21 protein-coding genes and 1 other RNA gene are annotated in these 24,249 nt (G+C 58.2%); 15 read left to right on the forward strand and 7 right to left on the reverse strand.

Annotated features, from left to right (window positions below; all coding sequences use genetic code 11):
- Positions 1 to 52 precede the first annotated feature (52 nt).
- From ACTRWH_RS07675 to ACTRWH_RS07685, 3 genes are read left to right on the forward strand one after another with little or no spacing between them, the layout of a single operon-like run.
- Positions 53 to 2,077, forward strand: a complete 2,025-nt coding sequence (locus tag ACTRWH_RS07675; protein ID WP_075194306.1) for a hypothetical protein — start codon at positions 53 to 55, stop codon at positions 2,075 to 2,077.
- Positions 2,078 to 2,105: 28 nt separating this feature from the next.
- Complete coding sequence (locus ACTRWH_RS07680; RefSeq protein ID WP_075194484.1) at positions 2,106 to 3,776, forward strand: acetolactate synthase large subunit; 1,671 nt, start codon at positions 2,106 to 2,108, stop codon at positions 3,774 to 3,776.
- Between the two features lie 50 nt (positions 3,777 to 3,826).
- Complete coding sequence (locus tag ACTRWH_RS07685) at positions 3,827 to 4,696, forward strand: hypothetical protein (protein ID WP_036212141.1); 870 nt, start codon at positions 3,827 to 3,829, stop codon at positions 4,694 to 4,696.
- Positions 4,697 to 4,828: 132 nt separating this feature from the next.
- Here ACTRWH_RS07685 and ACTRWH_RS07690 read toward each other — a convergent pair whose 3' ends face one another.
- On the reverse strand, positions 4,829 to 5,425 hold the full coding sequence (locus ACTRWH_RS07690) for an exopolysaccharide biosynthesis protein (RefSeq protein WP_041335274.1): 597 nt from the start codon (positions 5,423 to 5,425) through the stop codon (positions 4,829 to 4,831).
- 181 nt (positions 5,426 to 5,606) lie between these two features.
- On the opposite strand from ACTRWH_RS07690, the gene ACTRWH_RS07695 reads away from it, so the two are divergent.
- The gene (locus ACTRWH_RS07695) at positions 5,607 to 6,116 is read left to right on the forward strand and encodes an MgtC/SapB family protein (RefSeq protein WP_036212145.1); all 510 of its coding nucleotides are present in this window, start codon (positions 5,607 to 5,609) and stop codon (positions 6,114 to 6,116) included.
- Between the two features lie 24 nt (positions 6,117 to 6,140).
- Here the strand turns inward: ACTRWH_RS07695 and ssrA are convergent.
- From ssrA to smpB, 3 genes are all read right to left on the reverse strand, one after another.
- Positions 6,141 to 6,505: a transfer-messenger RNA gene (gene ssrA, locus ACTRWH_RS07700) on the reverse strand.
- A gap of 85 nt (positions 6,506 to 6,590) precedes the next feature.
- Positions 6,591 to 8,009 (reverse strand): wax ester/triacylglycerol synthase family O-acyltransferase, encoded by a 1,419-nt coding sequence (locus tag ACTRWH_RS07705; protein ID WP_169052543.1) that lies wholly within the window; start codon positions 8,007 to 8,009, stop codon positions 6,591 to 6,593.
- A gap of 163 nt (positions 8,010 to 8,172) precedes the next feature.
- Positions 8,173 to 8,652, reverse strand: a complete 480-nt coding sequence (gene smpB, locus ACTRWH_RS07710; RefSeq protein ID WP_007153125.1) for an SsrA-binding protein SmpB — start codon at positions 8,650 to 8,652, stop codon at positions 8,173 to 8,175.
- A 179-nt stretch (positions 8,653 to 8,831) separates the two neighbouring features.
- Here smpB and ACTRWH_RS07715 point away from each other — a divergent pair, with 179 nt between their 5' ends.
- The 3 genes from ACTRWH_RS07715 (at position 8,832) to ACTRWH_RS07725 (ending at position 11,254) form a co-directional block, all read left to right on the forward strand.
- Positions 8,832 to 10,448, forward strand: coding sequence for a sodium-dependent transporter (locus ACTRWH_RS07715; protein WP_075194310.1), 1,617 nt, complete (start codon positions 8,832 to 8,834; stop codon positions 10,446 to 10,448).
- A gap of 81 nt (positions 10,449 to 10,529) precedes the next feature.
- A complete protein-coding gene (locus ACTRWH_RS07720) occupies positions 10,530 to 10,970 on the forward strand; it encodes a type II toxin-antitoxin system RatA family toxin (protein ID WP_036212167.1) in 441 nt (146 codons plus the stop codon).
- A 2-nt stretch (positions 10,971 to 10,972) separates the two neighbouring features.
- A complete protein-coding gene (locus tag ACTRWH_RS07725) occupies positions 10,973 to 11,254 on the forward strand; it encodes an RnfH family protein (RefSeq protein ID WP_036212170.1) in 282 nt (93 codons plus the stop codon).
- A gap of 14 nt (positions 11,255 to 11,268) precedes the next feature.
- Here the strand turns inward: ACTRWH_RS07725 and ACTRWH_RS07730 are convergent, their stop codons facing one another.
- The gene (locus ACTRWH_RS07730; protein ID WP_007153121.1) at positions 11,269 to 11,595 is read right to left on the reverse strand and encodes an outer membrane protein assembly factor BamE; all 327 of its coding nucleotides are present in this window, start codon (positions 11,593 to 11,595) and stop codon (positions 11,269 to 11,271) included.
- A 122-nt stretch (positions 11,596 to 11,717) separates the two neighbouring features.
- Here ACTRWH_RS07730 and fur point away from each other — a divergent pair, with 122 nt between their 5' ends.
- Complete coding sequence (fur, locus tag ACTRWH_RS07735) at positions 11,718 to 12,128, forward strand: ferric iron uptake transcriptional regulator (RefSeq protein ID WP_007153120.1); 411 nt, start codon at positions 11,718 to 11,720, stop codon at positions 12,126 to 12,128.
- Positions 12,129 to 12,233: 105 nt separating this feature from the next.
- Here fur and recN read toward each other — a convergent pair whose 3' ends face one another.
- A complete protein-coding gene (gene recN / locus ACTRWH_RS07740) occupies positions 12,234 to 13,913 on the reverse strand; it encodes a DNA repair protein RecN (protein ID WP_041333796.1) in 1,680 nt (559 codons plus the stop codon).
- 246 nt (positions 13,914 to 14,159) lie between these two features.
- On the opposite strand from recN, the gene grpE reads away from it, so the two are divergent.
- The 7 genes from grpE (at position 14,160) to greA (ending at position 23,847) form a co-directional block, all read left to right on the forward strand.
- Positions 14,160 to 14,765, forward strand: coding sequence for a nucleotide exchange factor GrpE (gene grpE / locus ACTRWH_RS07745; RefSeq protein WP_036212177.1), 606 nt, complete (start codon positions 14,160 to 14,162; stop codon positions 14,763 to 14,765).
- Positions 14,766 to 14,875: 110 nt separating this feature from the next.
- The gene (dnaK, locus tag ACTRWH_RS07750) at positions 14,876 to 16,801 is read left to right on the forward strand and encodes a molecular chaperone DnaK (RefSeq protein WP_036212180.1); all 1,926 of its coding nucleotides are present in this window, start codon (positions 14,876 to 14,878) and stop codon (positions 16,799 to 16,801) included.
- Between the two features lie 78 nt (positions 16,802 to 16,879).
- The gene (gene dnaJ, locus ACTRWH_RS07755) at positions 16,880 to 18,010 is read left to right on the forward strand and encodes a molecular chaperone DnaJ (protein ID WP_041333797.1); all 1,131 of its coding nucleotides are present in this window, start codon (positions 16,880 to 16,882) and stop codon (positions 18,008 to 18,010) included.
- Between the two features lie 11 nt (positions 18,011 to 18,021).
- Entirely contained in the window at positions 18,022 to 18,822 is an 801-nt protein-coding gene (gene dapB / locus ACTRWH_RS07760) for a 4-hydroxy-tetrahydrodipicolinate reductase (RefSeq protein WP_462826248.1), read from the forward strand.
- A 201-nt stretch (positions 18,823 to 19,023) separates the two neighbouring features.
- Positions 19,024 to 20,148 carry a glutamine-hydrolyzing carbamoyl-phosphate synthase small subunit gene (gene carA, locus ACTRWH_RS07765; protein ID WP_434049685.1) on the forward strand — a complete coding sequence of 375 codons (1,125 nt, stop codon included), beginning with the start codon at positions 19,024 to 19,026 and terminating at the stop codon, positions 20,146 to 20,148.
- Positions 20,148 to 23,363, forward strand: a complete 3,216-nt coding sequence (carB, locus tag ACTRWH_RS07770) for a carbamoyl-phosphate synthase large subunit (RefSeq protein ID WP_462826214.1) — start codon at positions 20,148 to 20,150, stop codon at positions 23,361 to 23,363. Before carA ends, carB begins: the two co-directional genes overlap by 1 nt.
- A gap of 4 nt (positions 23,364 to 23,367) precedes the next feature.
- On the forward strand, positions 23,368 to 23,847 hold the full coding sequence (gene greA, locus ACTRWH_RS07775; RefSeq protein WP_292048674.1) for a transcription elongation factor GreA: 480 nt from the start codon (positions 23,368 to 23,370) through the stop codon (positions 23,845 to 23,847).
- Positions 23,848 to 23,937: 90 nt separating this feature from the next.
- Here greA and yhbY read toward each other — a convergent pair whose 3' ends face one another.
- Positions 23,938 to 24,249, reverse strand: a complete 312-nt coding sequence (gene yhbY / locus ACTRWH_RS07780) for a ribosome assembly RNA-binding protein YhbY (protein ID WP_007153111.1) — start codon at positions 24,247 to 24,249, stop codon at positions 23,938 to 23,940.

Raw genomic sequence — 24,249 nt, forward strand, 5'->3', positions numbered from 1 at the left:
TCCGTAAGGAATTAACAACAATGGGTCTGATTCAGACTCTGAGGAACACAGTTTGAGCAACTCCGACGCTGGAAACCCGGCACCTGTCGTCAATTTCGATAAGCTGGTTCAGCGACTGGACGATGCCATCGCGGCTCTCGATGAGAGCCGCGATTTTGCCAAACTTGGCAAGTTACCCCGGTTGTTCGACATCGTGCGACGGGTGCTTCTGCAGCCGGAGGGCTGCCTTGCAATTGAACAGCGAGCCGAACGGCTTGAGAAAGCCGGCGTGTTCCTGGGAACAGACTGGGCAGACCCCTCCATTCTATTGCCATCGTTGACCACCTTTTCCTTGCAAAGCCCACAGGCCGATACGGTCATCATCGAAGGGCTCAGCGAACTGCGTTTGCTGGCGGTCGCGCGCGGTGAATACCTGCATGAGTCGATGTCGGCGGAACAGGCGCATCACTACCTGACCCAGGTATTGGCCATCAACCTGAACATGCTGTTTGGTGAAGCAGGCGAAGCCGAGCGGGAGCAGGGCAAGCTGGCACTGGTCAGCCGCGCGGTGGTACAGCATGTTGCCACCCAGATCGGCTATGAGCATGTCATCGATCAACTGATTGAAGAGATCTGGCGCATATTGCAGCAACGACCGATCCAGGTCAGCAGCGTACGGCAGATGATTACCCAGATTGCACTGTGCCGCATTGATCCCAATGTGGATCTCGGTGGTGCGGGTCAGGGTGCGGAGCGTCTGATTTCGAGCCTTTACGGGCCAACACAGGCGTGCCGCGAAGATCCTGGCATTCCTGTTTACCAGGAACGGCTGCAGTCCATGGACGCCGTGGCCCTGCAAAGTGAGGCGACCGGTTTTGCCCGTTCCATGCACGACACCGGATTGGTGTCGCCGTATCACGCCACGTTTGTCCGCCACATCCTGGAGAGTCAGGATGCGCTATTGACTGAAGCCCTGGGCCTGTCCAGTACCGGCCGCGATTGCCTGCTCTGCTACAAGGATCTGGTGCATGAGTTGATCAATGAAGGCGTCTATCCGGAAACAGCCCAAGGTCTTTATGGCCTTGCGTTGATGCTGGAGCGAGGCATTCTCTATCAACCGCCACTTGCACCCGCGCTGTGGCGCCAGGCCAGGCTCTCCATCTGCCCGCACGCCCGGGAGCGTATCCGATTGGCATATGGTTACCAGCCACAGCCGAAGGCATGGCTGTTGCAGGGTGTGCTCAACATGCTGGGCCAGCCCCTTGGCGTGGGGCAGGGAAACAACCCTACCTGCCAATCTGCACGGGCGCTGTCCATGTGGGCCTACAACGATCCGGACTATCTGTTGCAGATGGTGGCCTGGGCCGCCCGCGACAACGAAATCATCATGCATTTCGAGGGTCGCCCGGTATCTTCCTCCGGCAGCCAGGGTGGCGTGGCCTCCGAAGTAACGCTCGACCTGGATCCGGTTTCGCTGGTGGTAGTACCGCACCTTGACCGGATTTATGCGGAAATGGGGCGCCTGTGTACGGACCGCCAGGGCGACCCCCACCAGTGGGTTAACCCCGAGTTCCATGGTTGGTCCGCCGGCCGTGGATTCCGCATAAACGTGGATGTTGCAACCGGTCACCTGGAAGACCTGGACACCTTCCTGCGACATTTCTATGCCAGCTACCACCCTTACTATAATGGCAACCAGCCGCTGATCCATCCGCAACCGGCTGGCGTAGCGGTTACCGACAGTGCCGCAAGATTCATCGGCTGGCACGCGATTACCATCCTCCGTGTGACTCTGGACCCGGAAGAGGTCATGCGGGTGTATTTCTTCAACCCCAACAACGACAGTGGTCAGAATTGGGGCGACGATGTGGTGGTCAGTACCTCCAGGAAAGGGGAGCGGTTCGGTGAGGCATCCTTGCCCTTTGAACAGTTCGCCTCGCGGCTGTACATTTTTCACTTCGACCCCCTTGAACGCGGTGAACCCGCAGACGTGGGCGAGGAGGAATTGGAGCGGGTGATCAGCCGCGTTCACCGCAGTTGGGGCCGAGACCGGTTGCCGGCTGAGGCATTGCAGGCCGAACCTCCGCAGGAAAAGTAGACCCAACCAAGCCAGAACGGGAGAGATGATGACCGCTGAGGCCACTACCCGCCGCAACGGCGCCGAGCTGTTTGTTCGTGCCCTGGAAAACGAAGGTGTTCGGTACATCTTCGCGGTACCGGGTGAAGAAAACCTGGATCTCCTTGAGGCCCTGCGCGAATCCAGCATTGAGCTGGTGCTCAATCGTCACGAGCAGGCAGCCGGCTTTATGGCCGCGACCTACGGGCGCCTGACAGGCCGTGTGGGCGTTTGCCTGTCGACCCTCGGCCCTGGGGCCACCAACCTGGTAACCGCCGCTGCCTATGCCCAGCTCGGCGGCATGCCAATGATGATGATTTCCGGGCAGAAGCCCATTAAATCGTCCAAACAGGGGCTGTTCCAGATCCTGGATGTGGTGGACCTGATGCGGCCACTTACCAAGTACACCCGCCAGATCAGCAACGCCAACACCATCCCCGCCAAGGTGAGAGAAGCCTTCCGGTTGGCTTCGGAAGAGCGCCCCGGTGCGGTTCATCTCGAATTACCGGAAGACATCGCCTCCGAGGTGGCAGAGAGCGATACCCATATCTTCCAGCCCAGTGATGCCCGTCGGCCCACTGCCAGTACCAAGAGCCTGGACACTGCCTGTGACATGATCAGCAAAGCCAGGTATCCGCTGATCATGATTGGCGCCGGTGCTAATCGCAAACGGGTTTCCCAGGCCCTGATCCACCTGGTGAACGTGACTGGCATTCCCTTCTTCACCACCCAGATGGGCAAGGGCGTGGTGGATGAGCGCCACCCCCGTTACCTGGGTAATGCGGCGCTCTCGGCCGGCGATTTTGTGCACTGCGCCATTGATCACGCTGACCTGGTGATCAACGTCGGGCACGATGTGGTTGAGAAACCGCCGTTTTTCATGCATCCCGGCGGCAAACAGGTTATCCATGTGAACTTCAGCGCTGCTGACGTGGACCCGGTTTACTTCCCCCAGCACGAGGTGGTGGGCGACATTGCCAACAGCGTGGAGTACCTGGCCGAGAAATGCGGCCAGTGCTCTTCACACGACTTCAGCCGGTTTATGGAAGTGAAAGCTTCCGTGGACAGCCATATGGCCGACAAGGCGGACGATGGCCGTTTCCCGGTTATTCCCCAGCGAATCGTCAACGACGTACGCCAGGTCATGCCCGACGACGGCATCATCGCGCTGGACAATGGCATGTACAAACTCTGGTTTGCCCGCAATTATCCGGCCTACGATAACAACACTGTGCTGCTCGACAATGCCCTGGCTTCCATGGGCGCCGGCCTGCCCAGTGCCATGATGGCGGCCATGCTCTATCCACACCTCAAGGTGATGGCGGTGTGCGGCGACGGTGGCTTCATGATGAATAGCCAGGAGCTGGAAACCGCTGTGCGGCTGAAGCTGAACCTGGTGATACTGATCATCAACGACAATGCCTACGGCATGATCAAATGGAAGCAGGCCCAGGAAGGCTTTCAGAACTTCGGGCTGGATTACAACAACCCGGACTTCGTCAAATACGCCGATGCCTATGGTGCCACTGGCCATAGAATCACCCGTACCGAAGACCTGCGGCCGACGCTGAAAAACGCACTGACCTCGGGGGGTGTGCACCTGATCGATGTGCCCGTGGACTACAGCGAAAACCGCCGTGTGTTTGATGAAGAATTGGTAAATCTGACCTGTAACCTCTAATGCCTGTAGTATTATTCGCCCAGTATTGAACATTGATTGAGGATGGGCGAATGAGTTACTCGTGGTTCAGAGTGGTGGCACTAGCGCTGGCGGCCGTGGTGGTCGCTGGATGCAGCAAGCCGGAAACGCCCCAGGAAGTGGCCGCTGAATTCTGGCAGGCCCTGTCCGAGAAAGACGCGGATACCGTTGCCGATCTATCGACGCTTGCCGCCCCCTCTGCCTTCGATGGCTACGCCCGGGACTGGTCTGGCACCGTGCCTGATTTCGGTCGGGTGGTCATCGACGATCGCGAAGCTACGATCGTAACCCGCCTGCCCGCTGAGAACGGCGTCCCCGGCGAGCGCCGGGAAGTGAATACCTACCTTGTGGAACAGAGTGGCGACTGGCTGGTGGATTACGACCGCACCGGCGAGGCGATCATGAATCCGTCTCCGTTTGCAGGTTTGATCGGAGAAATGAACCGGCTGGGCGAGCGCTTGACGGCCAGTTTCGGACAGTCCTCCGACGATCTCTCTCGCCAGATGGACGCCATTGCCCGCGAATTCGAGGCGTATTCCGATCAGGCCCAGCGCCGGGCAGAGCAGGCCATGGAAGAGTACGGCCAAGCCCTGCAGGGGCTGATGGAAGAGTTGGAGGAATCCATCGAAGAGGCGTTGGAAGACAACCAGCGGGCGCCTGAGAGAGATCGAAGTGTCTTACAGCGAACCGCGGCGGACCTCAATCGAAGCAGCGACAGGCTGGATGAGCCGGATTTCGACGCCTTTGCCGACAGTTCTCGTGCGTTAGCTGAGGCGGGAGCGCGTATCTCGCGCCTGAGTGACGATACCTTCAAAAGCTACAAGCGCACGTGGGACGCCAAACTGGACGAAATCACTGAGCGTACCCGCGTATTTTTTGAAGAGCTTCATGGGCGTGGGTGATAACCCGGCGTCATAGAACTGTCATATTGATCTGGTGTACTGAAGATGTGTTAGTCCCTGAAAGCGACTAAAGGAGCTCCTGCTCCACTGCATCTTTGGGCCAACGGACGGCTCCTTTTTACGCCTCTAGTATTACCCCGCCAGCCCGGTAACCACAAACCAGCCGGTCACCAGCGTGAGCGACGTTGCTACAATTGCCAACAACCCGTCCCTCGCTACGATTGCCAGCCCGAAGGCCGTCAACGCAGCGCCGCCACCATTGGCGCTGAAGGGCACCACCTCCATCGCCGGCATGGCCAGAGCCACCAGCATGCAGATAATGGCCATCACATAGAGCCCTGGCCCGTCCGCCAGAAACACCAGGCGCGGCCCTGTCCAACGATCCAGAAAACGAGCCGGTTTTTGCAGCCAGTCCAGTCCCTTCAAGAGCTTGTCCTGGGGCACGGAACGCTGGGAAATCCAGGACGGCATCCAGATGGTGCGTCTGTGGAACAACAGTTGCCCCAGCGTCAGCAGAACCACCAGCCCCAGAATGGTTGGAACGCCGGGAATGTCACCGATCAACGGCGCCAGGGTGATCAGCCCTGCTACGAGCACCACGGGCCCGAACGAACGTTCCCCCACGCCATTCAGGATATCGTTCACCGACACTCGCCCGGCTCCGGCCGCCGACTCGCGAATCTGCTCCAGCAGTTGTTGCATGTTGGTAGGATCGCCATTATTGCGCATAGATAGGGCTCTTCCTCGAATCAGGGTAACGTCTGCCAAATCCGGCCTTTAAAACCTACCATTCTCGATAATCGGAAAACAGCGATTGCGACCGAACCGCAGCGGAAATGATTGAAGCCTTTGCAGACCAGGACTAATCTCGATCCAGCGATAACAAAAACTTCAGAACCCGGAAATCCCCATGGCAGACTTGCTCAACGTTGACTGGATGCTCACCCTCAACCACCTGCTGTTGATGGCCATTGCCTACCTGCTGGCGTTCCCTATCGGTTTCGACCGGGAAGAGCAGGGGCCCAGGATCGGCCTGAGAACCTTCCCGCTGGTGGCCGTGGTTTCATGTGGCTTCATGCTTGTTGGTCGAGCCGTCATCGACTCCCCGGGCGAACAGGGCCGCGTACTGCAAGGCATTGTCACCGGCATCGGTTTCATTGGCGGCGGCGCCATCCTCAAGGACGACAGCCGCGTAATCGGCACCGCCACCGCCGCGAGTATCTGGAACTGTGGCGCGATCGGTGTGGCTGTTGCGTACCACCACCTTGAGATTGCCATAGCCCTGAGTGCCCTGAACTTCTTCACGCTGCGCTACATGGGAAGGCTGGTGCGGTCGGTGACCGGTGAGCCTGTGGTTGAAGATGGGCAGACAACCAAGCCTGTGGAAGTTCGGGAGTCTGATAACGAAAAAAGCCCCTGAAATCAGGGGCTTTTTTCGGTTGGTTGGTGGAGACGGCGGGAATTGAACCCGCGTCCGCCAGTACTCAGCCTTGAGGTCTACATGTTTAGCGTCTCTCTATTGATTTAAGTTCAAGCGACCCGAGAGCCAGGGTGCAAGAACCGAGTTCTTTAGATCTTAGCCGTTAGCCAGTGAACTCTGGAAAACGGAGCATCCCGTAAGCGATGACGTCCTGAGATGTTGCTTCCGGGCTACGGGCGACCCGGTCAGGACGACTAGCAGCTTACGCTGCTAGTGCGTAGTTTTCGTCGTTTGCGACTATTGCGTTGCAGCTTTGGATTAACGAGATTGGCTGCCATCTCGACATGCACCCAAGGGTTCGCCACCGGCGTCGAAGCCATGTCGTCCCCTTACCGACAGTATATGTGGCTGCTTCCGCCAACTTCAAGGTTTTCCTGGTTTTGTTTTGTGGTGTCGGGTGGTCAGTTGTACCTATCAACTGGCGGCCCGGGCGGTGTTCTGTTCGCTGTTGTGCAGCGCGGCGTCCAGGAGTTCGGCAAAGCTGTCGCGGAAATGCCCCATCACACTGGCCGGGTCGGCCTTGATGTTCTTGTCGATGGTGATGCCGAATTGCACCGTGCCGGCGTAGCTGAATATGCTCAAACCGATGCCGATATTGCCGCTTTGGGGCACCCAGAACATGGGCTGGGTGAGCTTTGCTCCCGCCAAATATACAGGTTCTTTTGGGCCCGGCACGTTAGTGAGTACCGCAGAGGCCTTATTGCTGAGCATGGAGAGCGCCCGCCGCTCAAGGACATCCGGGCCGCGCCCGAACAGGTCCAGCAGGCTGTAGGTTACCTGAGCCTGATAGGAGCGTTTGAGGCGGTTCATGTTTTCCTGAACCTGGCGGAACCGCATGATCGGATCGGTCTCCTCCACGGGCAGGGTGACCAGCACTAGCCCGAACTGGTTGCCCAGGGTTTCGATCGGCTGTCGCATCGGGCGCAGGTTAAACGGTACGGCAACGCGAACACCGCATTCCGGCGTGGCCTCGCCGGTGGCTAAAAAATGCCGTTGCAACGCGCCGGCGGCGGCACACAGCAGCACATCGTTGGCGGTGCCGCGCAGGGCTCTGGCGCACACCTTCACTTCGGCGAGACTCAGCGGGTCGGCCCAGGCGACATGCTTGCGACCGCTCAGGGGTGTTTTCAGGCAGGTGTCTGGTTCCGCCGGGGAGAGGCCCAGCTTGAGCAGGTCGACGGCGATGTTGCCCGCGGTAGTGGCCAGTTTGAACGGGTAGCCCGGCTCGTTGCGGATGGACTTCAGAAACAGGCCTGCCTGGTCGATGGCGGTTTGTCCATTATGCAAAGCCCGGCTGGCGAGCTGTCGTAGACCTTGAGGTGCATGGGTCTTGGATTGGCTGGATGTCGATACCCGGCTGAGTCTCGGTTCCGGCGAGTTGTCGGTCAGCGAAAGCAGCACACGCACCAGTGAAATGCCGTCAGCAATGCAGTGATGGATGCGAACCAGCAGGGCACAGCCACCCTGATAGTTCTCGATATAGTGGATTTGCCAGAGCGGGCGCCGGAAATCCAGCGAGGTGCTGGTCAGGTCGCTGGTCAGTGTTTGCAGCTCCTGTTTGCCTCCATCGCCGGGAAGGGCAAGAACGTGAATATGGTTGTCGATATGAAAGAGTGGGTCGTCCTGCCAGTACGTGCGGTCGCCTTCGGTGACGACGCGCTGTCGAAAGCGCCGGAAGGTGAGAAAGCGTTCGTCGAGCGTTCGCTTGAGGCGCTTGAGGGCAATGGGCTGATCAAACACCAGCACCGCTGAAATCATCATGGGGTTCTCGGGGCATTCCATGCGTAGCCACGAGCGATCTACTGCAGACATGGGTGTTTGTCGGCGTGTCATCACTTGCTCCCTTTGGTTCCCGTCTGTCCCTGGGTGGCCGCTGTCCGTATGCGGATTGGGGTAAGGGATCGAGTATAGGCTGATCAGAGAGGGGCTAAAAGAGGATGCAGATGCGACATAAAATGCGGGGAGAAGACGCCGGGCCTGGGGCCCGGCCAGCGGATCAGACGTTGGTTTCGCGGAGGATGCGTTGTTTCTGGCGGTTCCAGTCCCGTTCTTTCTCGGTGGCACGCTTGTCGAAGAGCTTCTTGCCTTTCACCAGGGCAATTTCGCATTTCACCTTGTTCTTCTTCCAGTACATGGCCAGCGGAATGCAGGTATGGCCTGCCTGGTTAACCTTGCCGACGATCTTGGCAATTTCCTTGGCGTGCAGCAGCAGTTTGCGGGTCCGGGTCGGGTCCGCGATAACGTGGGTTGAGGCGGCGGTGAGCGGGATGATGTGGGATCCCAGCAGCCAGGCCTCTCCGTCCTTAAGCAGCACGTAGGCATCGGTGAGCTGCGCCTTGCCGGCACGGATGGATTTTACTTCCCATCCGAGCAGGGCCAGGCCCGCCTCAAAGCGTTCCTCGATGTGGTACTCATGTTTTGCCTTTTTGTTCAAGGCAATGGTGGCGCTCGGTGCGCCGGGTTTCTTCTTGCTCATGAATCGTTGATCCGGAGTCGGACAGAAAATTTACCGTGCGTAATCGTGCCGGAAAAGCGCGCATTGTAGCCCAGTAGTACCAGACTGGTCACGAAATCGGCGCGATTGACTGAGTCGATGGTCGTATGGGTTGTGATTCCTCCGCTACAATGTGCGCTGAGATGTCGTCAGGGAATGGAATGCCTACTCCATACGAAACACCAATCGGGTCGTGGACCCGGCCAACCACTTTTTTCTGGGCCGCGACCGGGGCAACCTTTGGCCTCGCGAACGTGTGGCAGTTTCCCTACCTGGCCGGCCAGCATGGCGGCGGGTTGTTCATATTGCTGTACCTGGCGTGCCTGTTGCTGGTCACGCTGCCGTTGATGGTCACCGAATCCGCGATGGGAAGATACGCCCGCCATGGATTGGTGCTGGCGATGGATGGTTTCGTTCGCAGCGCGCGACGGTCCCGGGCGTGGATGTGGGCTGGTCGTCTGGGGGTGTTGGCGGCTTTTCTGGTGCTTTCCTTTACGGCTGTTTTCGGTGCCATCGCTCTGGCCTACGTATTCTACGGAGCCATGGGCCGGTTTATTGGCGCCGGCGAGGCTGAAGCCGCAGGTATCCTCTCCGCGTTGGTGTCGGACTCGCGGGACTATCGCGTGTTCATGGGCTGGCACGGATTCTTCCTGTTGCTGGTGGTGTGGGTGTCGATGCAGGGCGTGGTGGACGGTGTCGAGCGTGCAGTACGGGTGGTGGCACCGGCGATGATGCTGATTCTGCTGGCGCTCTGCGGTCTGGCCGCCTGGAGTGGGGATTTCCGCAGTGCGTCGGACTTCATGCTGGATTTCCGCCCCGCCGACGTGACCCTGGACAGTTTGCGGGCGGCGTTGTTTCACGCGTTTTTCACTCTTGGGCTCGGAATGGGCGTGTGGACCCTGTTCGGTGCCTATACACCCGCGGACACTCGCCTTAAGCGTTCCGTGCTGGCTGTGGTGTTGATGGACACCCTGATCGCCATCGGGGCCGGGTTGGCGATTTATTCGTTGGCGCCCGATGGCCATTCCATGGAAGGTGAGCGCGGGTTCGGGCTGCTTTTCCTGTCGCTGCCGGTGGCCCTGGCGGATCTGCCGGGCAGTCAGTTTCTGGTGGCGGCCGTGTTCCTGGTCATCGTGATGATTGTGTGGACGACGTCTCTTTCATTGCTTGAGCCGGTGGTCGGTTGGTTTCAGGAGTGGACAGGCGCACCAAGGGGCTTGTCCGCCTTTCTGATGGGCAGCTCAGTCTGGCTGGCGGGGCTTGGGTCGTTGCTGTCCTTCAATCTATGGTCCGACGAGCGTTTCGCCGGGGGCACCTTGTTCCGCTGGCTTGAGCTGATCACGGGTGGCCTGCTGATTCCGCTGGTGAGTATCCTGATATCTGTCTTCGCGGGCTGGTACCTGACCCGAAATCTGACCTTCACCATACTGGGAAAGGCACCACGCCTGATTGGCCGTATATGGTTCTGGGTGATGCGCTTGATCTTGCCGCTGGTGGTGGCGTATATCGGCCTGCAGTACACCGCCACGTCGCTGGTGGCGTTGTGCGACAGCGGTAGCAACGGATTGTGGTGCGAACCTACCGTAGAGTTGGCGCCAAGCTCAATGACGCCAACTGCCCCCGATGCGAATGATCCCAACAATGAAGCGGGTGATGCCGGTGGGGGTGGCGAGCCAGAGACCAATCCGGGCGAGCCAGGCGAGAAGAGCGGTAAGAACGGCCCGGCTGGGCAGGAAAGTGACCCCAACAACGGTGATATCCTTTATCATAGCGTCTGATATTGGCGTCCCGATTAAAGGGGCTCCCCCTTTGCAGGGTCTTCAACTCAAGAGTATTCGCAAGCAGGACGTCCGGTTCCAATGCCCCATCAGATCGACAAGACCGCGCTGGTTATGCACTCGGCGGAACGCATGTTCCACCTGGTCAACGATGTTGCCAGCTACCCCGACTTTCTTCCCTGGTGTTCAGCCAGCCAGGTGCACGAGCAGACAGACCACGAAATCATGGCATCTATGGATATCGCCAAAGGTGGTATCCGTCACCGGCTGACCACGCGCAACCAGCTGTACCTGCCGCATACCATTGAAATGAGCCTGGTGGATGGTCCTTTCCGTAACCTTAGCGGTCGTTGGCAGTTCAAGCCCCTGCAGAATAACGCCTGCAAGGTGATTCTCACGCTGGAATTTGAGTTTTCCGGATCCTTGTCGAGGATGACGTTCGGGCCGGTCTTCAATCAGGCTGCGAATACCATGGTGGACGCGTTCTGCCGTCGCGCAGACCAGGTGTATCTCGGGGGATAACAATGATTCGAGTTGAGGTGGCCTTTGCCAGGCCAGACAGGCAGGAAATCATCAGCTTGAGTGTCGAAGAGGGCACCACGGCTGTGGAGGCTGTGAAGCGTTCCGGCATTGTTGCCATATTTCCTGAGGTCGATCCGGAAAATGGCGATATGGGAATCTTCGGTAAGGTGATCAAGAATCCGTCCGCCCACGAGTTGCGGGACGGCGACCGGGTTGAAGTTTACCGGCCGCTGCAGATCGACCCCAAGCAGGCCCGGCTTAACCGGGCAAAGAAGAAGGGTTAAGGCTTGAGGCTGGCTCAGTAGGCGGGCGTTTCTTCCAGCAGCTGGGCTTCGTAATGGGAATACTGGTCGTTATCGTAGTAGACGATGACCCGTTGTTCCTTGATATCGCCACCACTGCGCTGGAAGGTATACACATAGTACTCCCGGGACGGATCGGCGGGGTTGGTCATCAGCGGGGTGCCCAGCAAGGAGTGGACCTGGCTGCGGGACATGCCCTCGGCCAGTGATGTCAGCTCTTCGTCGGTCAGTATGTTCCCCTGTTGTACATTGATCTTGTATACGCCTGGGAAAACACAGCCAGCCATGATGAGAGTTAGAATGAGAGCTGTGAGCTTTTGCATCGCCGGGGGAAATCCTCTATCTTGAAATCGCCTGCCAGGGGCAGGTGTGACACGGTCTGACCGTTAACATGCGGCTTCATCATACCGGAAGCCGCGAGGCACACCAAAGAGTGAATCGTAACATGTCATCCGAAAACACCGAATTACGAAAAGTCGGTCTTAAAGTCACTCTGCCAAGAGTGAAGATCTTCAATATTCTGGAGAACTCCGAGGAGCATCACCTCAGCGCCGAGGATGTGTACAAAAAGCTCCTCGAACAGGGTGATGACGTGGGCCTGGCAACCGTCTACCGGGTGCTGACTCAGTTTGAGGCAGCTGGCCTGGTTCTGCGCCACAACTTTGAAGGTGGGCACGCCGTTTTTGAGATGGCCGGCGACGATCATCATGATCACATGGTCTGCACTCAGACCGGTGAGGTCATTGAGTTCGTCGATGAGGTAATCGAAGAGCGGCAGCAAAAAATTGCCAAAGAACGAGGCTATGAGATTGTCGATCACAGCCTGATTCTTTACGTCAAACCCCTCAAATCCTGATAACTCAGGATTTGTTCCGGAAAAAAGAAAAAAAGGGGGCGGGGTTTTAGCCCGCCCCAACAACTCTCAGGATCGAGAGGGGAATACGCTTACCTTTCAAACTGTTCAGTGATGCGTAGCCTGGCCTTTCGTGAACATTTCGTGGGCATGGGCAATGGTGTGTTCGGTCATATCCACACCACCGAGCATTCTTGCCACTTCGCTGACCCTGCCATTGTCGTCCAATGACTCGATCTTCGAGTAAGTGGCGTCTGATTCCGTAAACTTGCTGACGAACAGGTGCTGATGGCACTGGGCCGCTACCTGGGCAAGATGGGTGACGCACAACACCTGTCCATTACTGCCCAGGCTGCGAAGCAAGCGACCAACCACTTCGGCGGTGCCGCCACCAATGCCTACATCCACCTCGTCAAAGACCAGTGTTGGTGTGGTGGAAGTTTGCGCAACCACCACCTGAATGGCCAGGCTGATGCGTGAGAGTTCGCCACCCGAGGCTACCTTGGCTAGCGGACGTGCGGGTTGGCCCGGGTTCGCGCTGACCAGGAATTCAATGTCTTCCAGGCCGTGGGGCGCAGGCTCGTCGCCTTTGTTGCGGCTCAGGTGGGTTACGAACTGGACCGCTGGCATGCTCAGTTGGGCGAGCTCCTCCGCGATGCGCTGATCAAGGTTGGCAGCAGCCTGTTGGCGTGCGTTCGACAACTCGGTGGCCAGGGTATTGAAGTGGCTTCGCTGTTCTTCCAGTTCCGCCTCCAGCTTCTCAACGCTGCCCTCGCCGTCGTCCAGCGATGCCAGTTCGGCACTCAGGCTCTGGTGGAATTCCGGGAGAGTCTCCGGTGTGATGCGGTGCTTGCGGGCCATCTGGTAAATGGCACTCAGGCGCTCTTCCACTTCGGCCAGTCGGGCTGGGTCGGCGTCGTAATCTTCCACAAAGTGGCGCAGGTTGTCGCCAGCCTCGGTGATCTGAATCTGGGCTTCATTCAGCATCTGGATGGTTTCCGTCAGTGCCGGTACCTCCACCGGCAACTGCTCCAGTTGCTGTAAAGCCTGGCGCACCAGATCCGCTGCGCTATTCTCATCTTCCGTGCATAGCAGGGTAGCCTGATGGCTGTTGTGTAGCACCGTGTCGGCATGGCTGAGCCGTTCCTGTTCTTTCTCCAGCTCTGCCTGCTCTCCGTCTTCCAGCGCCAGGCGATCCAGTTCTTCTACCTGGTAGCGCAGTAGCTGCAGGCGGGCTTCTGTCTCATCGGCATTCTGCTGGCGTTCGGTCAGCCGCTGGCGGGTTTTGTGCCAGGCTTTCCATGCATCTCTGGTTTGCTCTCCCAACGCTTCTGCGCCAGCGAACTCGTCCAGCAGTTTGCGGTGGGTCTCCTTGCGCAGCAGGGACTGGTGCTGGTGCTGGCTGTGGATGTCCATCAAGGCGCTGCCCAGATCTTTCAGGTGGGCAAGGGGGCAGGGCTGGCCGTTGATGTAGGCGCGAGAGCGGCCATCCTTGCTGATCACTCGGCGCAGGATGCATTCGTTGTCATCGTCGAGCTCATGGTTTTCCAGCCATTGCCGGGCCTCGGCAATGCGGGACACGTCGAAAGTAGCGGTAATATCGGCGCGTTTGGCGCCATGGCGTACGGCGCCAGCGTCGGCGCGCCCGCCCATGGCAAGGCCGAGGGCGTCCAGGACAATGGATTTGCCGGCACCGGTCTCTCCGGTCAGCGCCGTCATACCCTTTCCAAACTGAAGTTCGACCCGCTCGGCAATGGCGTAATTGGAAACAGTGAGCTGTGTGAGCATGCAGAGGTCCTCCGCTCAATTCCTGAATACTGTGATTACATACAGTGACTGTGAATATATACAGGGTTTTTGCTGTTTGCAAACATCGGCTGGCGAATTTGTGAATGAATGAGGTGCGCAACGGTTGAAACATCCGATACGGGCCCCATATCCGTTCGCAAACATGTTTTTTTCGGCCCATGGCGGTCGGAAACCAAACGTTAACCGGCCGGTCGTCTGGCCGCCGACGATCAAGCAGGAGTAGTCATGAGCGCTGACGAGAATCGTAACGAACAGGTGGAAGAAGAGTTGAAAGACACTGCGGAAGCCGCTCCCGAGGAAGAAACGGCGACGGAAGACAGTGCCGAAGCCGCTCCGGAAAGCGAAGTTGAGGCCCTGAAGGCCCAGGCGCAGGAGTTTCAGGAGCAGATGTTGCGTTCCCAGGCGGAGATGCAGAATGTTCGCCGTCGCGCTGAGATCGATGTGGAGAAAGCCCACAAATTCGCGCTGGAGAAGTTTGTGAAGGAGCTTCTGCCGGTCGCTGACAGTCTGGAAAAGGCGGTTGAAAGCACAGAGGGGCATGAAAGTGCCGGCGAACTGGTGGCCTCTATTCGTGAAGGGGTCGAGATGACTCTTAATCTGTTCATGGGGAGTCTAGGCAAGTTCAATGTGGTTCAGCTTAACCCCGTGGGTGAGCCGTTTGATCCCCAGCAGCACGAGGCCATGTCCATGGTGCCGGCACCTGATGCCGAGCCCAACAGTGTGGTGGCTGTGGTCCAGAAGGGCTACACCCTGAACGATCGCCTTGTTCGTCCCGCGATGGTGGTGGTCGCCAAGGCTGAAGACGCGCCAAAAATCGACGAGCAGGCTTGAAAAGCAGATTAAAGCGCCAATATAGCCAGTAAACAGGCGGCGCACCGGGACTCCGGGGCAACTTTCAAGGCAGCCGGAACTGAATTGAACAACCGAATTGGAGTAATTGCATGAGTAAGATCATTGGTATCGACCTGGGAACCACAAACTCCTGTGTAGCCATTATGGATGGCGACAAGGTCAAGGTTATCGAAAACGCCGAGGGTGATCGCACTACCCCGTCCATCGTGGCGTATACCGAAGACGGTGAAACGCTGGTAGGTCAATCTGCCAAGCGCCAGGCGGTCACCAACCCGAACAACACCCTCTACGCCATCAAGCGTCTGATCGGTCGTCGCTTTGAAGACGACGTGGTCCAGAAAGACATCAAGATGGTGCCGTACAAGATCGCCAAGGCAGACAACGGTGATGCCTGGGTCGAAGTGAAAGGCGAGAAGATGGCGCCGCCGCAGGTGTCTGCGGAAATCATCAAGAAGATGAAGAAAACCGCAGAAGACTATCTGGGCGAGAAAGTGACCGAAGCGGTTATCACCGTGCCGGCCTACTTCAACGACAGCCAGCGTCAGGCCACCAAAGACGCCGGCAAGATCGCTGGTCTGGACGTGAAGCGGATTATCAACGAGCCAACTGCTGCTGCGTTGGCCTATGGTCTCGACAAGAAGAGCGGTGACCGTACTGTTGCTGTTTATGACCTGGGTGGTGGCACCTTCGACATCTCCATCATCGAGATCGCCGATGTGGACGGTGAGCACCAGTTTGAAGTGTTGGCCACCAACGGCGACACCTTCCTGGGTGGTGAAGACTTTGACATGAAGCTGATCGAGTATCTTGCCGATCAGTTCAAGAAAGACAGTGGCATTGACCTGCGTGGCGACTCGTTGGCGATGCAGCGACTGAAGGAAGCGGCTGAGAAGGCGAAGATTGAGCTTTCCAGCAGCCAGCAGACCGATGTGAACCTGCCTTACGTGACGGCAGACGCCAGTGGTCCCAAGCACATGAACGTGAAAGTGACTCGTGCCAAGCTGGAGTCACTGGTTGAAGAGCTGGTCGAGCGCAGTCTCGCGCCGTGCCGCACCGCGCTGGAAGATTCCGGTGCCAAGATCGGTGAAATCGACGAAGTCATCCTGGTCGGCGGTCAGACCCGCATGCCGATGGTTCAGGAAAAAGTGAAGAACTTCTTCGGTAAGGAAGCGCGTAAGGACGTGAACCCGGATGAAGCTGTAGCCATGGGTGCTGCCATCCAGGCGGCCGTGCTCTCCGGTGATGTGAAAGACGTTCTGCTGCTGGACGTTACCCCGCTGACCCTGGGTATCGAAACCATGGGTGGCGTGGCGACACCGCTGATCGACAAGAACACCACGATCCCGACCAAGAAGTCGCAGACTTTCTCCACTGCGGATGACAACCAGACTGCAGTGACCATTCACGTGGTCCAGGGTGAGCGGAAGCAGGCGACACAGAACAAGTCACTGGGTCGCTTCGACCTGGCGGACATTCCGCCGGCGCCCCGTGGTACGCCGCAGATCGAAGTCACCTTCGATATCGATGCCAACGGTATCCTGAACGTATCGGCCAAAGACAAGGCGACCGGTAAAGAGCAGTCCATCGTCATCAAGGCGTCTTCAGGTCTGAACGACGACGAAATCGAGAAGATGGTTCAGGACGCGGAAGCCAACGCCGACGAGGATCGCAAGTTCGAAGAGCTGGTCCAGGCCCGCAACCAGGGTGACGCGATGGTCCATACCGTGCGCAAGACCCTGGCCGATGCTGGTGACAAAGTGTCTGACAGCGAGAAAGAGTCTATCGAAGCTGCGATCAAGGAGCTGGAAGAAGCTCTGGCTGGTTCTGACAAGGACGACATCGAGGCCAAGACTCAGAAGCTGACGGAAGCGTCTTCTGAAATGGCCCAAAAGATGTACGCGGATCAGGCAGAGCAGGCGCAGCAGGCCGGGGGCGAAGAGTCTGCCCAGTCCGGTTCCAGCGACGACGCCGTTGATGCCGAGTTTGAAGAAGTCAAAGACGACGACAAGCGATAAAACTTAAGATCATCAGGCAGTTGGAAAACGCGGGAGCTCTTCCGCGTTTTCCTCGTTTTACCAACAGGGTTTTAGAGCATGGCCAAGCGCGACTATTACGAGATTCTCGGGGTGTCCCGGGAAGCGGATGAAAAAGAGATCAAGCGAGCCTACCGCAAGCTTGCGATGAAGTATCATCCTGACCGGAATCCGGATGATGAGGACGCCGATCATAAGTTCAAGGAAGCCAGTGAAGCTTATGAAATACTCTCCGATTCCTCCAAGCGCGCAGCCTACGACCAGTTTGGCCACGCCGGTGTTGATGGCTCTGCCGGCGGCGGATTCGGAGGAGGCGGCGGTGGTGCCAGCTTCTCCGACATCTTTGGCGATGTGTTTGGTGATATCTTTGGTGGCGGTCGCGGTGGCCGCAATACGCGCGGGGCTGACCTGCGTTACACCCTGGAGTTGGACCTGGAAGAGGCGGTAAAAGGCAAAACCGTCCAGATCCGGATTCCTGGCCACACCGAGTGCAACACCTGTGACGGTTCCGGGGCCGAGAAGGGCTCACGGCCGGAGGCTTGTGGTACCTGTAATGGCATGGGCCAAGTGCGGATGCAGCAGGGCTTCTTCACTGTGCAGCAGGCGTGTCCTACTTGTCGTGGTTCCGGCAAGATTATCAAGAACCCGTGTAAGAAGTGTCACGGTGCCGGTCGCATCCAGGAAGAGAAAACGCTGTCCGTCAAGGTGCCGCCGGGCGTGGATACCGGTGATCGTATTCGTCTCTCCGGTGAAGGCGAGATGGGTGTTGAAGGTGGGCCTTCCGGTGACCTCTATGTGCAGGTCGCGGTTCGAGAGCATTCCATCTTTACCCGTGATGGTCGCAACCTCTATTGCGAAGTGCCTATCAGCATCGTGGATGCCAGTCTCGGTGGCGAACTTGAAGTGCCGACGCTCGATGGTCGCGTTAAGCTGAAGATTCCACCGGAGACTCAGACCGGCAAGCTGTTCCGTTTGCGGAACAAGGGCGTTAGCCCGGTTCGTGGTGGTCCGTCCGGTGATTTGCTGTGTCGCGTGGTTGTGGAAACTCCGGTTAACCTCACCAAGCGTCAGAAAGAGTTGCTGGAAGAATTCCAGAAGACCCTGGACGGTGGCGATGGCAACCAGCACGGTCCGCGAAAAACCTCCTGGTTTGAAGGTGTGAAAAGCTTCTTCGACGAAATGAAATTCTGAGGGCAGACGTGATGAGGGTAGCAATCATCGGCGCCGCAGGGCGCATGGGCAAAGTGTTGATCGAAGCCGTTGACGGAACTGAAGGCCTGGAACTTGGCGCGGCAGTCGTCGAGCCTGGCAGCAGTCTTATCGGCGCCGACGCCGGTGAAATGACCAGCATTGGTAAGACTGGCGTCAAGATGGCTGGCAGCCTCGCCGAAGTGAAGGAGGATTTCGACGTACTCATCGACTTCACCTTCCCGGATCTGACCCTGGAAAATGCGGAATTCTGTAAAACCAACGGCAAAATGATTGTGATCGGTACCACCGGCCTGACCGACGCCGAGAAAGAACAGCTCGTCGTTGCCGCCGAAAAGGCCCCGGTGGTGTTTGCCCCCAACATGAGTGTGGGTGTCAACGTCACCCTCAACCTGCTGCGCACCGCCGCTGCAGCCCTGGGCGACGACTACGATGTGGAAATCATCGAAGCCCACCACCGCCACAAGAAAGACGCGCCGTCGGGCACGGCCTTGCGAATGGGTGAAGTTGTCGCCGATGCCCTCGGTCGAGACCTAAAGGAATGTGCTGTCTACGGCCGTGAAGGCTTTACCGGGGAGCGTACCCGCAAGGAGATCGGCTTCGAAACCATTCGGGCCGGCGATGTGGTTGGTGATCATACCGTTCTGTTCGCCACTGAGGGCGAACGCATTGAAATTACCCACAAAGCCAGCAGCCGGATGACGTTTGCCAAAGGTGCGATGCGTGCGGCATTGTGGTTGGAAGGTAAGCCGGCCGGGTTGTACGACATGCAGGATGTGTTGGGGCTGAAGTAGCGACGAGCAAGATTTCGCGTGGACACAAACTGCCATATTTCGTACAATAAGGCGGTTTAACTGCACCAAGCGTAGCTTTGACAACGCTCAACAGAAAAAGCGGGACGGAGTTCAACTCCCTCTCGCTTTTTTGCGACCTGAATTTGCGCTTGCGTTCCTGTTCGTGACGAACCTGTACGCCACTCGATGAGGATACAAGCCTTGAGTACACCTGCCATCCTTGCACTCGCAGACGGAAGCCTGTTTTACGGCACCGCCATTGGCGCTGAAGGGGAAACCAGCGGAGAGGTGGTGTTCAACACCGCCATGACCGGTTATCAGGAGATCCTGACCGACCCGTCCTACTCCCGCCAGATTGTCACCCTCACATACCCTCACATCGGCAGCACCGGTGTGAATGAAGAAGACATCGAATCCGATCGCGTCCAGGCCGCCGGCCTGATAATCCGTGATCTGCCCCTGCTGGTGAGCAACTGGCGCAGCACCGGCTCGCTACAGGACTACCTGCGCGACAACAACATCGTCGGCATTGCCGATATCGATACCCGTCGCCTGACCCGAATCCTGCGGGATAAAGGGTCCCAGAATGGCGCCGTGGTCGCCGGCGCAGACGCCACGGCGGAGCGTGCTCTGGAGCTGGCCAACGCTTTTCCGGGCCTGAAAGGCATGGATCTGGCGAAGGAAGTCACCTCGGAAAAACCCTGGACCTGGAGCCAGAGTGAGTGGGATATCGAAAGTGGCTATGGCGAGCGCACCGAATCAAAATTCAAGGTCGTCGCCTGGGACTACGGTGTGAAGCTCAACATCCTGCGCATGTTGGCCAGTCGCGGCTGTGATATCACTGTTGTGCCAGCCCAGACCCCCGCTGCCGATGTGCTGGCGATGAATCCCGATGGTGTTTTCCTGTCCAACGGCCCCGGCGACCCAGAGCCATGTGACTACGCCATCAGCGCCATTCGCGATGTGCTGGAGACCGACATTCCGGTTTTCGGCATCTGTCTTGGCCACCAGTTGCTGGCCCTGGCCAGCGGGGCCAAGTCCATCAAGATGGGGCATGGCCACCATGGCGCCAACCATCCGGTACAGAACATCGCCGATGGTACCGTGATGATTACCAGTCAGAACCACGGATTTGCGGTGGACGAAACCAGCCTGCCGGACAATCTGGAGGCGACCCACAAATCCCTGTTCGACGGTTCTCTGCAGGGAATCCGCCGTACCGACAAGCCAGCCTACAGTTTTCAGGGTCACCCGGAGGCGAGCCCCGGCCCGCACGACGTAGCGCCGTTGTTTGATGAATTTATCCGCCTGATGGAGGCACGTTGATGCCAAAGCGTACCGACATTAAAAGCATTCTGATCCTGGGCGCGGGCCCCATCGTGATCGGGCAGGCGTGCGAGTTTGACTACTCTGGAGCCCAAGCCTGTAAAGCCCTGCGTGAAGAGGGGTACCGGGTTATCCTGGTGAACTCTAACCCGGCCACGATCATGACCGACCCGGTAATGGCCGATGCCACCTACATCGAGCCCATCACCTGGAAGACCGTTGCCAAGATCATCGAGAAAGAGCAGCCGGATGCATTGCTGCCTACCATGGGTGGTCAGACAGCCCTGAACTGCGCTTTGGACCTCGAAAAGCACGGCGTTCTGGCTGAGCATGGTGTGGAAATGATCGGCGCCAACGCCGACACCATCGATAAAGCTGAAGACCGTGATCGTTTTGACAAGGCCATGAAGAAAATTGGCCTGGAGTGCCCTCGCGCCACGATCGCCCATTCCATGGCGGAAGCCTGGGAAGTGGCCAACGACATCGGATTTCCCTGCATCATCCGCCCGTCCTTCACCATGGGTGGTTCCGGCGGCGGTATTGCCTACAACCGCGACGAATTCGAGGAAATCTGCACCCGTGGTCTGGACCTGTCGCCGACCAACGAGTTGCTGATCGATGAGTCCCTGATCGGCTGGAAAGAGTACGAGATGGAAGTTGTCCGCGACAAAAACGACAACTGCATCATCGTCTGCGCCATTGAAAACTTTGACGCGATGGGCGTGCACACCGGTGACTCCATCACCGTCGCGCCGGCCCAGACGCTCACCGACAAGGAATACCAGATCATGCGGAACGCCTCTCTGGCGGTACTGCGTGAGATCGGTGTGGAAACTGGCGGTTCCAACGTGCAGTTCGGCGTAAACCCGGACAACGGCCGTGTCGTCGTCATCGAAATGAATCCCCGGGTGTCGCGTTCTTCGGCGCTGGCGTCCAAGGCAACGGGTTTTCCGATTGCCAAGGTGGCGGCCAAGCTGGCGGTGGGTTACACCCTTGATGAACTGCGCAATGAAATCACCGGTGGTGTTACTCCGGCCTCGTTCGAGCCCAGCATCGACTATGTGGTCACCAAGATTCCGCGCTTCACTTTCGAGAAGTTCCCTCAGGCTGATGCGCGCCTGACCACCCAGATGAAATCCGTGGGTGAAGTGATGGCCATCGGCCGTACCTTCCAGGAGTCCCTGCAGAAAGCCATGCGTGGCCTGGAGGTGGGCTCCGACGGATTCGAAGAGAAGGTTGATCTGAACACCACCGACGGCCAGGAAACCCTGACCCAGGAACTGAACGTTCCCGGCGCCGAGCGCCTGTGGTACATCGGCGATGCCTTCCGTGCCGGGATGACCGTGGAGGAAGTGTTCAACAACACGCATGTAGACCCCTGGTATCTGGTTCAGATCGAGGACCTGATCAAGGAAGAGGCTGCCCTCAAGTCCGCCGGCAAGGCGGACATTGATCGCGACACATTGTTCCGTCTCAAGCGCAAGGGCTTCTCCGATGCGCGCCTGGCCAAGCTGCTGAGTATTTCCGAAGTCAGCTTGCGTAAGCTACGCCATGATCTGGATATCCGCCCGGTATACAAGCGGGTGGACACCTGTGCGGCTGAATTCGCGTCCTCGACGGCCTACATGTATTCCTCGTATGAGGAAGAGTGCGAGGCGGATGTCTCTGGTCGCGAGAAGATCGTGGTGATCGGCGGTGGTCCCAACCGCATCGGTCAGGGTATTGAGTTTGATTACTGCTGTGTTCACGCCGCCCTCGCGATGCGCGACGACGGTTATGAAACCATCATGATCAACTGTAATCCGGAAACCGTTTCCACCGACTACGATACCTCGGACCGACTCTATTTCGAGCCGATAACCCTGGAAGACGTGCTGGAAATTATCCACGTCGAAAAACCCAAGGGTGTGATTGTCCAGTACGGAGGCCAGACCCCGCTGAAACTGGCCCGTGGCCTGGAAGCGGCGGGTGTGCCCATCATCGGTACCAGCCCGGACGCTATCGACCGCGCTGAAGACCGGGAGCGTTTCCAGCAGATGATCGGCCGCCTTGGCCTGATCCAGCCGGAAAACGCCACCGTGCGCAGTCATGAAGAAGGCATCCTGGCGGCTCGCGAGATCGGTTACCCGTTGGTGGTGCGCCCCTCCTACGTGCTGGGTGGTCGCGCCATGGAAATCGTCTATGACGAGGAAGAACTGGTTCGCTACATGCGAAATGCGGTGCTGGTTTCCAACGACAGCCCGGTGCTGCTGGATCACTTCCTCAATGCCGCTATTGAGGTGGACATTGACGCCATCAGTGACGGCAAGGACGTGGTGATCGGCGGTATCATGCAGCACATTGAGCAGGCCGGCGTGCACTCCGGTGACTCCGCCTGTTCCCTGCCGCCCTACACCCTGCCGAAAGACGTGCAGGATGAGATGCGCGAGGCGGTACGCAAGATGGCTATTGAACTGGATGTCATCGGTCTGATGAACGTCCAGTTGGCCTGGCAAGGTGGCCAGATCTACGTGATCGAGGTCAACCCGCGGGCGTCCCGTACCGTGCCGTTTGTGTCCAAGGCCATCGGTGTGTCCCTGGCCAAAGTGGCGGCCCGTTGCATGGCTGGCAAGTCACTGGCAGAGCAGGGCTTCACCCAGGAAATTGTGCCGACTTACTATTCGGTCAAGGAATCGGTGTTTCCGTTCAACAAGTTCCCGGCGGTGGACCCGATCCTGGGGCCGGAGATGAAGTCCACCGGTGAGGTGATGGGTATTGGTGACAGCTTCGACGAAGCCTTTGCCAAGGCAGCCCTGGCCTCTGGTGAGCGCCTGCCGGCCAAGGGCACGGCTTTCATGTCCGTGCGGGACGTCGATAAGCCCGGGGCCGCGAAAGTGGCACAGGATCTGATTGACGCCGGTTTCAAGGTAATTGCCACCACCGGTACAGCCAAGGCGCTGAAGCAGGCCGGGCTCACCGTTGATCGGGTGAACAAGGTTCGTGAAGGTCGTCCGCACATCGTGGACGCGATTAAGAATGGTCAGGTGCAGCTGATTATTAACACCACCGAAGGTCGCAAGGCGATTTCCGACTCGGCACAGATTCGCCAGTCGGCCCTGCAGACCAAGGTAACCTACACAACGACACTGGCGGGCGGCGAAGCCTTCTGCAGGGCCATCAAATTCGGCCCCGAGCGCACTGTGCGCCGCCTCCAGGATCTACACGCAGGAAAGTAAGACTATGGCTGACAGAGTACCCATGACAAAGGCGGGTGAAATCCGCCTACGTGAGGAGCTTCAGAAACTGAAGTCCGAAGATCGTCCCCGGGTGATTGCGGCTATTTCCGATGCCCGCGAACACGGCGACCTGAAAGAGAACGCGGAATACCACGCCGCTCGGGAGCAGCAGAGCTTTATCGAAGGGCGTATCCAGGAAATTGAAGGCAAACTGTCCGCAGCCCAGGTGATCGACGTCAACACCATCGAAAACACTGGCAAGGTGATCTTCGGCACCACCGTGCGAATGCTCAATGTCGATACCGATGAGCAGGTCAGCTACCAGATCGTTGGAGAGGATGAGGCGGACATCAAGGCCGGAAAGCTGTCCATTTCTTCGCCGATTGCGCGGGCGCTGGTAGGCAAGAGCGAGGGTGACGTGGTTGCCGTGCGTGTGCCTTCGGGCACCGTTGAGTATGAAATCGAGCAGGTAGAGCACATCTGACATTCGTCGGGTGCGGATTCTGCAAACAAAAAGCCGGCTGCGAACAACAGCCGGCTTTTTACATTGTGTGGCTCTAGCGTGCTGACAGCGTCAGTGTTTCTGGCGCAGCAGGTTGGACAGCTTGGGGTTGGGCTTTTTCGCCCGGCGCAGGATCACGGCGATCTTGCCGATAGTCTGCACCAGCTCCGCACCGGAGGCTTCGCACAGGGCGGCAACGGCTTCCTGGCGGGTTTCGCGGTCCTGGCTGGCAACCTTGATCTTGATCAGCTCGTGGTCGTTCAGGGCCCGCTCGAGTTCCTCCTGAAGCCCTTCGGTCAGGCCCTTGTCGCCGACAATGATAACGGGCTTCAGGTTGTGGGCGATGCCCCGGTATTCCCGGCGCTGTTCCGGCGAAAGACTCAT

The sequence above is a fragment of the Marinobacter sp. G5_S1_61_S3 genome, from assembly GCF_054968585.1.

Excerpts from the sequence above, each read along its gene's own strand:
- ACTRWH_RS07680 (WP_075194484.1), top strand. The coding sequence starts at position 2,106 with ATGACCGCTGAGGCCACTACCCGCCGCAACGGCGCCGAGCTGTTTGTT.
- ACTRWH_RS07685 (WP_036212141.1), top strand. The coding sequence starts at position 3,827 with ATGAGTTACTCGTGGTTCAGAGTGGTGGCACTAGCGCTGGCGGCCGTG.
- ACTRWH_RS07690 (WP_041335274.1), bottom strand. The coding sequence starts at position 5,425 with ATGCGCAATAATGGCGATCCTACCAACATGCAACAACTGCTGGAGCAG.
- ACTRWH_RS07695 (WP_036212145.1), top strand. The coding sequence starts at position 5,607 with ATGGCAGACTTGCTCAACGTTGACTGGATGCTCACCCTCAACCACCTG.
- ACTRWH_RS07705 (WP_169052543.1), bottom strand. The coding sequence starts at position 8,009 with ATGACACGCCGACAAACACCCATGTCTGCAGTAGATCGCTCGTGGCTA.
- smpB (WP_007153125.1), bottom strand. The coding sequence starts at position 8,652 with ATGAGCAAGAAGAAACCCGGCGCACCGAGCGCCACCATTGCCTTGAAC.
- ACTRWH_RS07715 (WP_075194310.1), top strand. The coding sequence starts at position 8,832 with ATGCCTACTCCATACGAAACACCAATCGGGTCGTGGACCCGGCCAACC.
- ACTRWH_RS07720 (WP_036212167.1), top strand. The coding sequence starts at position 10,530 with ATGCCCCATCAGATCGACAAGACCGCGCTGGTTATGCACTCGGCGGAA.
- ACTRWH_RS07725 (WP_036212170.1), top strand. The coding sequence starts at position 10,973 with ATGATTCGAGTTGAGGTGGCCTTTGCCAGGCCAGACAGGCAGGAAATC.
- ACTRWH_RS07730 (WP_007153121.1), bottom strand. The coding sequence starts at position 11,595 with ATGCAAAAGCTCACAGCTCTCATTCTAACTCTCATCATGGCTGGCTGT.
- fur (WP_007153120.1), top strand. The coding sequence starts at position 11,718 with ATGTCATCCGAAAACACCGAATTACGAAAAGTCGGTCTTAAAGTCACT.
- recN (WP_041333796.1), bottom strand. The coding sequence starts at position 13,913 with ATGCTCACACAGCTCACTGTTTCCAATTACGCCATTGCCGAGCGGGTC.
- grpE (WP_036212177.1), top strand. The coding sequence starts at position 14,160 with ATGAGCGCTGACGAGAATCGTAACGAACAGGTGGAAGAAGAGTTGAAA.
- dnaK (WP_036212180.1), top strand. The coding sequence starts at position 14,876 with ATGAGTAAGATCATTGGTATCGACCTGGGAACCACAAACTCCTGTGTA.
- dnaJ (WP_041333797.1), top strand. The coding sequence starts at position 16,880 with ATGGCCAAGCGCGACTATTACGAGATTCTCGGGGTGTCCCGGGAAGCG.
- dapB (WP_462826248.1), top strand. The coding sequence starts at position 18,022 with ATGAGGGTAGCAATCATCGGCGCCGCAGGGCGCATGGGCAAAGTGTTG.
- carB (WP_462826214.1), top strand. The coding sequence starts at position 20,148 with ATGCCAAAGCGTACCGACATTAAAAGCATTCTGATCCTGGGCGCGGGC.
- greA (WP_292048674.1), top strand. The coding sequence starts at position 23,368 with ATGGCTGACAGAGTACCCATGACAAAGGCGGGTGAAATCCGCCTACGT.
- yhbY (WP_007153111.1), bottom strand. The coding sequence starts at position 24,249 with ATGAGTCTTTCGCCGGAACAGCGCCGGGAATACCGGGGCATCGCCCAC.